This is a genomic window from Trichlorobacter sp. (assembly GCF_030247655.1).
In the GTDB taxonomy this organism is placed as follows: Bacteria; Desulfobacterota; Desulfuromonadia; order Geobacterales; family Pseudopelobacteraceae; genus Trichlorobacter.
In genome coordinates, this window is sequence record NZ_JAOTRZ010000183.1 from 1 (window position 1) to 6,201 (window position 6,201).

The 6,201-nt window shown below is 52.1% G+C and carries 4 protein-coding genes; 3 read left to right on the forward strand and 1 reads right to left on the reverse strand.

The window, feature by feature from the left end; all coding sequences use genetic code 11:
• Positions 1–229: 229 nt before the first annotated feature.
• Positions 230–1,555: a L,D-transpeptidase family protein gene (locus OEL57_RS13140; protein ID WP_300741026.1), complete on the forward strand. Its 1,326-nt coding sequence runs from the start codon at positions 230–232 to the stop codon at positions 1,553–1,555.
• Here the strand turns inward: OEL57_RS13140 and OEL57_RS13145 are convergent.
• Positions 1,540–3,996 carry a penicillin-binding protein 1A gene (locus tag OEL57_RS13145; RefSeq protein WP_300741028.1) on the reverse strand — a complete coding sequence of 819 codons (2,457 nt, stop codon included), beginning with the start codon at positions 3,994–3,996 and terminating at the stop codon, positions 1,540–1,542. The genes OEL57_RS13140 and OEL57_RS13145 overlap by 16 nt on opposite strands.
• 178 nt (positions 3,997–4,174) lie before the next feature.
• Here OEL57_RS13145 and OEL57_RS13150 point away from each other — a divergent pair, with 178 nt between their 5' ends.
• Together OEL57_RS13150 and OEL57_RS13155 are read left to right on the forward strand one after the other, a co-directional pair.
• Entirely contained in the window at positions 4,175–5,374 is a 1,200-nt protein-coding gene (locus OEL57_RS13150; protein WP_300741030.1) for a c-type heme family protein, read from the forward strand.
• Positions 5,375–5,389: 15 nt separating this feature from the next.
• The coding region (locus OEL57_RS13155) for an HD-GYP domain-containing protein (protein ID WP_300741031.1) at positions 5,390–6,201 on the forward strand (812 nt) is incomplete at its 3' end.

The window sequence follows — 6,201 nt, forward strand, 5'->3', positions numbered from 1 at the left end:
TCACAACACTTGATATTCGGTTTTCAAAGACCAAATTTCCTCAGCGGCTGGTGTTCTGCGCTGCAAGGAATCCCGTTTATACACACGCCTTCTTTCTTCGTCAACGTTTTTTTTCAAAAAAAAATTAATTAGCCCTAACTAGCTGAAATCTGTTTGCATGAATATCGGATCTTAGTGTATAGCAGTTTCCGGTCTGATCATTTTTCATCACAGAAACAGGATTCTCATTATGCATTATTATTCAAAACTTTTTATCTGTGCTTCTTTTTGCTACCTAACAGGTATCAGTGCCGCCTTTGCTGACCAGCGCAGTGATACCCTGGCTTCGTTTGAAAAGTTTCGCCAGAATGGAATCGCCGGTAAACTGCCTGACGAGATGCGTAGCCTTGATGCCACACTGGCCACAGCAGATATGTACTATCAACTTCGCGACCAGAAAAGTGCTGATCGCTACTACCAACTTGCTGCACAAAAGGTTGCCTTGATCCAACAGCGCCTGCTGCCTGATGCCACACCTGCCCCCCCTCGCCCACCAGCTGACAACGCCCAGGAAAAAGACCCTGCTGCCGTTACCGCGCCAATAGATCCTGCACCGTTAGTACAAAAACCGATTTCAAACACCCGCCTCCCGCTGACAGCATCTCAAACGCCTGATGCCGAGCAGCAGGAATCATTTGACTCTGGCCGCCTGGTTGGTACCGCCGGAACCTATACCGTTCTGAAAGGAGACACCCTGCGGATGGTTGCCGCCAAGCTGGGAGTCAGCCGAACACAACTTGCGGTGATGAACGGACTCAAGCAGCAAGACTCGCTCAAACCGGGGAGATTACTCCGCTATAACAACCAGAGAATCATTCCTGCCCACCGCCTTCGTGACGGTATTGTCATTAATATACCTGATCGGATGCTCTACCTTTACCAACAGGGCAACCTGACTTTTTCTACAGCAGTTGCTTTAGGCACACCAACCAAAACCAAACAGTTTGTCTGGCAAACCCCCACAGGAAAATTCAAGATCGTCAACAAAGCCAAAGATCCTACCTGGACCGTCCCCCCTTCAATCATGGAAGAGATGCGACTTGAAGGAAAGGAGATCATCACCAGTATCCCGCCGGGGCCAAACAACCCTCTTGGCAAGTACGCAATGAAGACCTCGTTGCCGGGCATCCTGATCCACAGCACCACCAAGCCCTGGTCAATCTACACCTACGCAAGTCACGGCTGTATCCGGGTATTCCCGCAACGGATGGAGGAACTTTTTAAACTGGTAAAGACGAATACCCCGGGCGAGATCATTTACAAGCCGGTCAAGCTTGCGGTGACTGACGACGGGAAAATTCTACTTGAGGCCCATAGAGATATCTATGGCAAGACAAAGGGATTAGAATCTGAGGCCAAGGCACTGATCCACGCCCAGAAACTTGATGCCAAGGTTGATTGGGAAAAAGTAAAACGGGTAATCTCCCGTAAGGCCGGTGTGGCCGAGGAAATCACCCGCATCGCTTCAGAAGAACAAAAAACCGTTGATACCGCTTCTGCTCAGTCCCCCTCGTAAGCAGACGGCTCCGTACCTTTCACAAATGACTCTGCTGAGCCTTCAGTCCCACGGGCAAGTTTGCCGTTCTTCGGGTTAACCCGCACCACCGAGACATTCTCCGGTGCTTCAAACCCCTGCACCGGCAGGCCGGCAACCGCCTTCATCATGTAGTCTGCCCAGATCGGAGCGGCGGCCTGACCGCCGGAACCGCCAGCCCCCAGAGAACGGGCCTGATTATCAAAGCCAACCCAGACTCCAGTTACCAATTGCGGCACATACCCCACAAACCAGGCATCTTTCATCTCATTGGTGGTACCGGTCTTGCCAGCTACCGGACGCTTGATCGCAGCCGCACGGTGACCGGTTCCACTCTGCACAACAGACTCCATCAGACTGGTAATCAGATAGGCGACATCTGCGGATGTTGCCTGGGTTGCACGAAGGACCGGTGAACTGCCTGCCGATGGCAGCGCAGCCGCAGGCTTGGTTGATGTAGAGACAGGTACCGGCTGGGTAACGATATCCGAATCTGCAGAAACAGGGGCAGGCGGCTCTGGCGGAAGTGGCTGATAATGTTCTTCCAAAATCTGGCCGTTGCTGTCAGTGACTTTACTAATATAGTACGGCTGCTGATAGACCCCTTTGTTGGCAAAAGCGGTGTAGGCCGAAGTAAGCTCCAGGGGCGACACACTTGCAGCCCCCAATGCCAGCGACAGGTTCGGTTCAATCTTTGAGGTAAAGCCCAGCCGCTTGGCAAACGCAACGGCATGATCCACACCGATTTTTTCAAGAATCTTAACGCTGACCACATTGATGGAGTTGGTCAAAGCCTCCCGCATGGTGACCGGTCCGCGATAGTTGTTGTCATAGTTTTTGGGTGACCAGGTTTTGCCCAGGCCAGCCGGATATTCCACCGGCGAATCATCAATCACCGTGGCAGCGGTAAACCCTTTTTCCAACGCAGCAGCATAGATAATCGGCTTAAAGGCAGAACCGGCATTTCGCTTGGCCTGCACAGCCCGGTTAAACTGGCTCTTACGGAAATCGTAACCACCGATCATCGCCTTGACACCGCCGGTACGCGGGTCAATCGAAACCAGGGCACCCTGAACCTCGGGCATCTGATCAAGGGCAAAGACCGCCCCCTGATTGTTCTGATCAGGTGTAATCACCTGAAGATCGATAACCGCACCCAGCCCCAATGATTTAGCTGACTTTCCCGGCTTGCCGTAACTGTTCACCAACGCCAATTTACCGGCCCAGCCCATTCCTTTCCGATCAAGTGTACCAAAGCGATCCCCCACCCGCACCGTTGCCACCCCTTTGACCGGATCAACCGCCGTCACCACCCCGCTATAGGTCTCACCGGCTTTCAAGGCAGCAGAATCGATGGTTTCTTCAGCTTTTTCACAGAACTGTGCAATTTCATCCTGTTTCAGATATTTAGCAGCTCCCCTGAACCCCTGACGCTTGTCAACCGCCTTCAGACCAGCCCTGACCGCTTCATAGGCAGCCCCCTGCATATTGGCATTCATAGTGGTATAGATCTTCAAACCACCCTTATAGAGCTGGTCTTCTCCATACTTTTCCTCAAGATATATCCGCATCTGTTCAAGAAAATAGGCAACACGGTCATTCATCACCCGACGACCAGGCAAAATAGTCAACGCGGTTTTACGGGCATGATCCGCCTCGGCCTGGGTAACAAAGCCCTCAGCCACCATTCTATCCAGTACATAGGCCTGCCGTTCCTTGGCCCGATCCAGATGTTTAATCGGTGAGTAGGCATTGGGTGCCTTGGGCAGGCCAGCCAGTATCGCCATCTCTGCCAGATTAAGCTGTTCAACACGCTTTCCAAAGTAGGTCTCTGCAGCCGCCTCCACGCCGTAGGAACCAGCCCCCAGGTAAATCTGATTCAGGTAGAGATACAAAATCTCATCCTTGGTCAACTTTTCCTCCATCCGCTTGGCCAGGATCGCTTCCTTGATCTTGCGGGAAAGCTTCTTCTCCGGGGTCAACAGCATGGTCTTGGTAACCTGCTGGGTAATGGTGGATGCCCCCTCCTTCTTACGCATGGAGATGATGTTCTTGAAGGCAGCACGAACTACACCGAAATAATCTATCCCCTTATGTGAGTAAAAACTGGCATCTTCAGCAGCAACAAAAGCCTGGATCAGCTTGCGGGGCATCTTGGTAACCGGCACAACCAATCGGCGCTCAAGGTAGAATTCCCCCACCAGCGTTCCATCATCGCCAAACACCTGTGAGACAATCGGCGGTTTATAATCAGTCAGCCGGTCAACCTTGGGGAGCTTGGCCATCAAAAAAGCCACATACCCCCCCAACCCCAGCAGTGACACCACCACCAGGGTAACCGCAATCAACAGCAGGGTGGATAAAAAACCTTTTCCACTTCGACTGGATGCCCGCCGACTTGTTTTGCTCTGTTCCTGATACATGCTGACAACCTTTCAAACCCCTCTAGTAACACAAAAACTGCTATGTATTTTCGCACGATACCTGATTCAGCAGAGCGGTTCAAGTTTTAGCTGGTTTATCGGCTTACCCCTGCTTGTCAATCCGGTTATTCAGGCTATACTGATAAAATTAACAGCGTTCACCCCCGCGAGGCAACCCATGCGCATCACCACCAAACTGACATTAATTATTTCTGTGTTGCTGATAGCCCTGTTCATGGCACTGGGATGGAACTCCTACCAGCATGAACTGAACCTGATTCAGCAGCAGGCAGTAGAAAAAGCACGCATTATTGCCCGCCAGATTATCGAGACCCGGGACTATCTCTCCCGCGCCGAACGGGGAGAGGCTGCACATAACTTCGCCCTGGTGCCTCAAGTAGCGGCAAGTCGAATAGCGGTGCGAATCACCGAAGGCTCCCCCTACTACGTCCGTCAGATTTCCCTGCGCAATCGCAACCCGGAAAACAAGCCCGATCAGTATGAGGCTTCTGAGCTGGCTCGGATCACGACTGCCGCCACGCCACAAGAGAGCTTCAGGGTCGTTGGCAGTGAGGGCAAGGAAGCCCTGCGTTACCTGCTGCCGATGACCGCCGAGAAGTCCTGTCTGACCTGCCACGGCAGCTTTGAATCTGCGCCCCGCTTTGTACAGGAACGTTTCCCCAAGGGGCATCCTTCTTACAACTATCAGGTTGGTGAAGTAATCGGTGCCATCTCTGTCTCTGTTCCGATGCGGGAACTGTACCGTTCCATCGATAGCAACCTGTTTCACGGCCTGGTGATAGAATCCGTCATCCTGCTATTACTGCTGGTGTTTACCGGCTGGGTCATTCACCGCGCGATTCTAAAACCGGTAGCCACCGTTGCAAAGGGGATTGAAGGTGTGGCCAGCAGCGGCAACTACACTCAACGAATTAAGCAAACGGGTAATGACGAGATCGGTCATCTGGTGGCCTCTTTTAACGAGCTGATGGCTGAACTTGAGCGAAGAACTCTGCAGCGGGCTGAATCGGATGAACGCTACCGCAATTTTATTGAGATTGCCCAGTCACCTATTATCACCTTTCTGCCTGATGGCAAGATCGTCATTGCCAACCAAAAAGCTGAGCAACTCTTTGGACTTAGCAAAGAAGAACTGCTGGGCCAAAGTATTTGCGATTTCATGGCGGACCCGGAACCACTCAGAGCCGGGATCAGGGACTACTTCCAGGCTGGCAGCAGTAGCCTGATCGGCACTACCAGCCTGCAGACGGTACGCAATGTCTGTGGTAAGCTGTTTGGGGTAGAAATGGTAATCTCAGTTTCGCAGACTGATCAGGAAGCGATGTTTACCGCCATACTCAGGACAACAAAGAGCTGACGGAGATGGCTTAAAATGATCACACTCCAGAACAACAGACTTTTCCAACAACTGACCAGAATCTTGAATGAGGTCTCACAGGGGAACACGACCAATGTTGAAACCATCTTTGAGCTGACCAAAGAGGGTGTATATCCTCCGGAAATCGTAAACCTTGCAGAGTCTTTCGGCATGCTGATCGTCAATATCGACGCCAAACAGCAACGACTTGAGCGGCTGCTTACAGATCTGCAGGACAAAAACAGAGCGCTGGAACAGGTTTCCTCCAGCTTATTGAATGCAAACATCGGCATGCTGGAGGTGCTGGGAAGCGCCATTGCAAAACGGGACAGCGACACCTGCGCCCATAATTACCGGGTCTGCATCTACTCGATCCATCTGGGAAAAGCATTGGGGCTGCCTGACGACAGTCTTCGCAGCCTGATAAAAGGGGCGTTTCTGCACGACATCGGCAAGATAGCGATCAGCGACACCATCCTACTGAAACCAGGCGGACTTGACGACGATGAATATGAGATCATCAAGACCCATGTGCTGCATGGCAGTGAGATCATCAGGGCCTACAGCTGGTTGTCAGATGCCCATGATGTGGTGCTGCATCACCATGAGCGCTATAACGGAGAGGGCTACCCGGACAGGCTCAAGGCAGACCAGATCCCGCTTAATGCCCGGATATTTGCCGTAACCGATGTCTTTGACGCACTCACCTCAAAGCGCCCCTACAAGGAACCCTATCCCGTTGACTCCAGTTTGAGAGCGATGAGAGCCGAGGTTGGCAGCCACTTTGATCCGGAAATTTTTGACCTGTTTGTACAGAATGCCCGGAC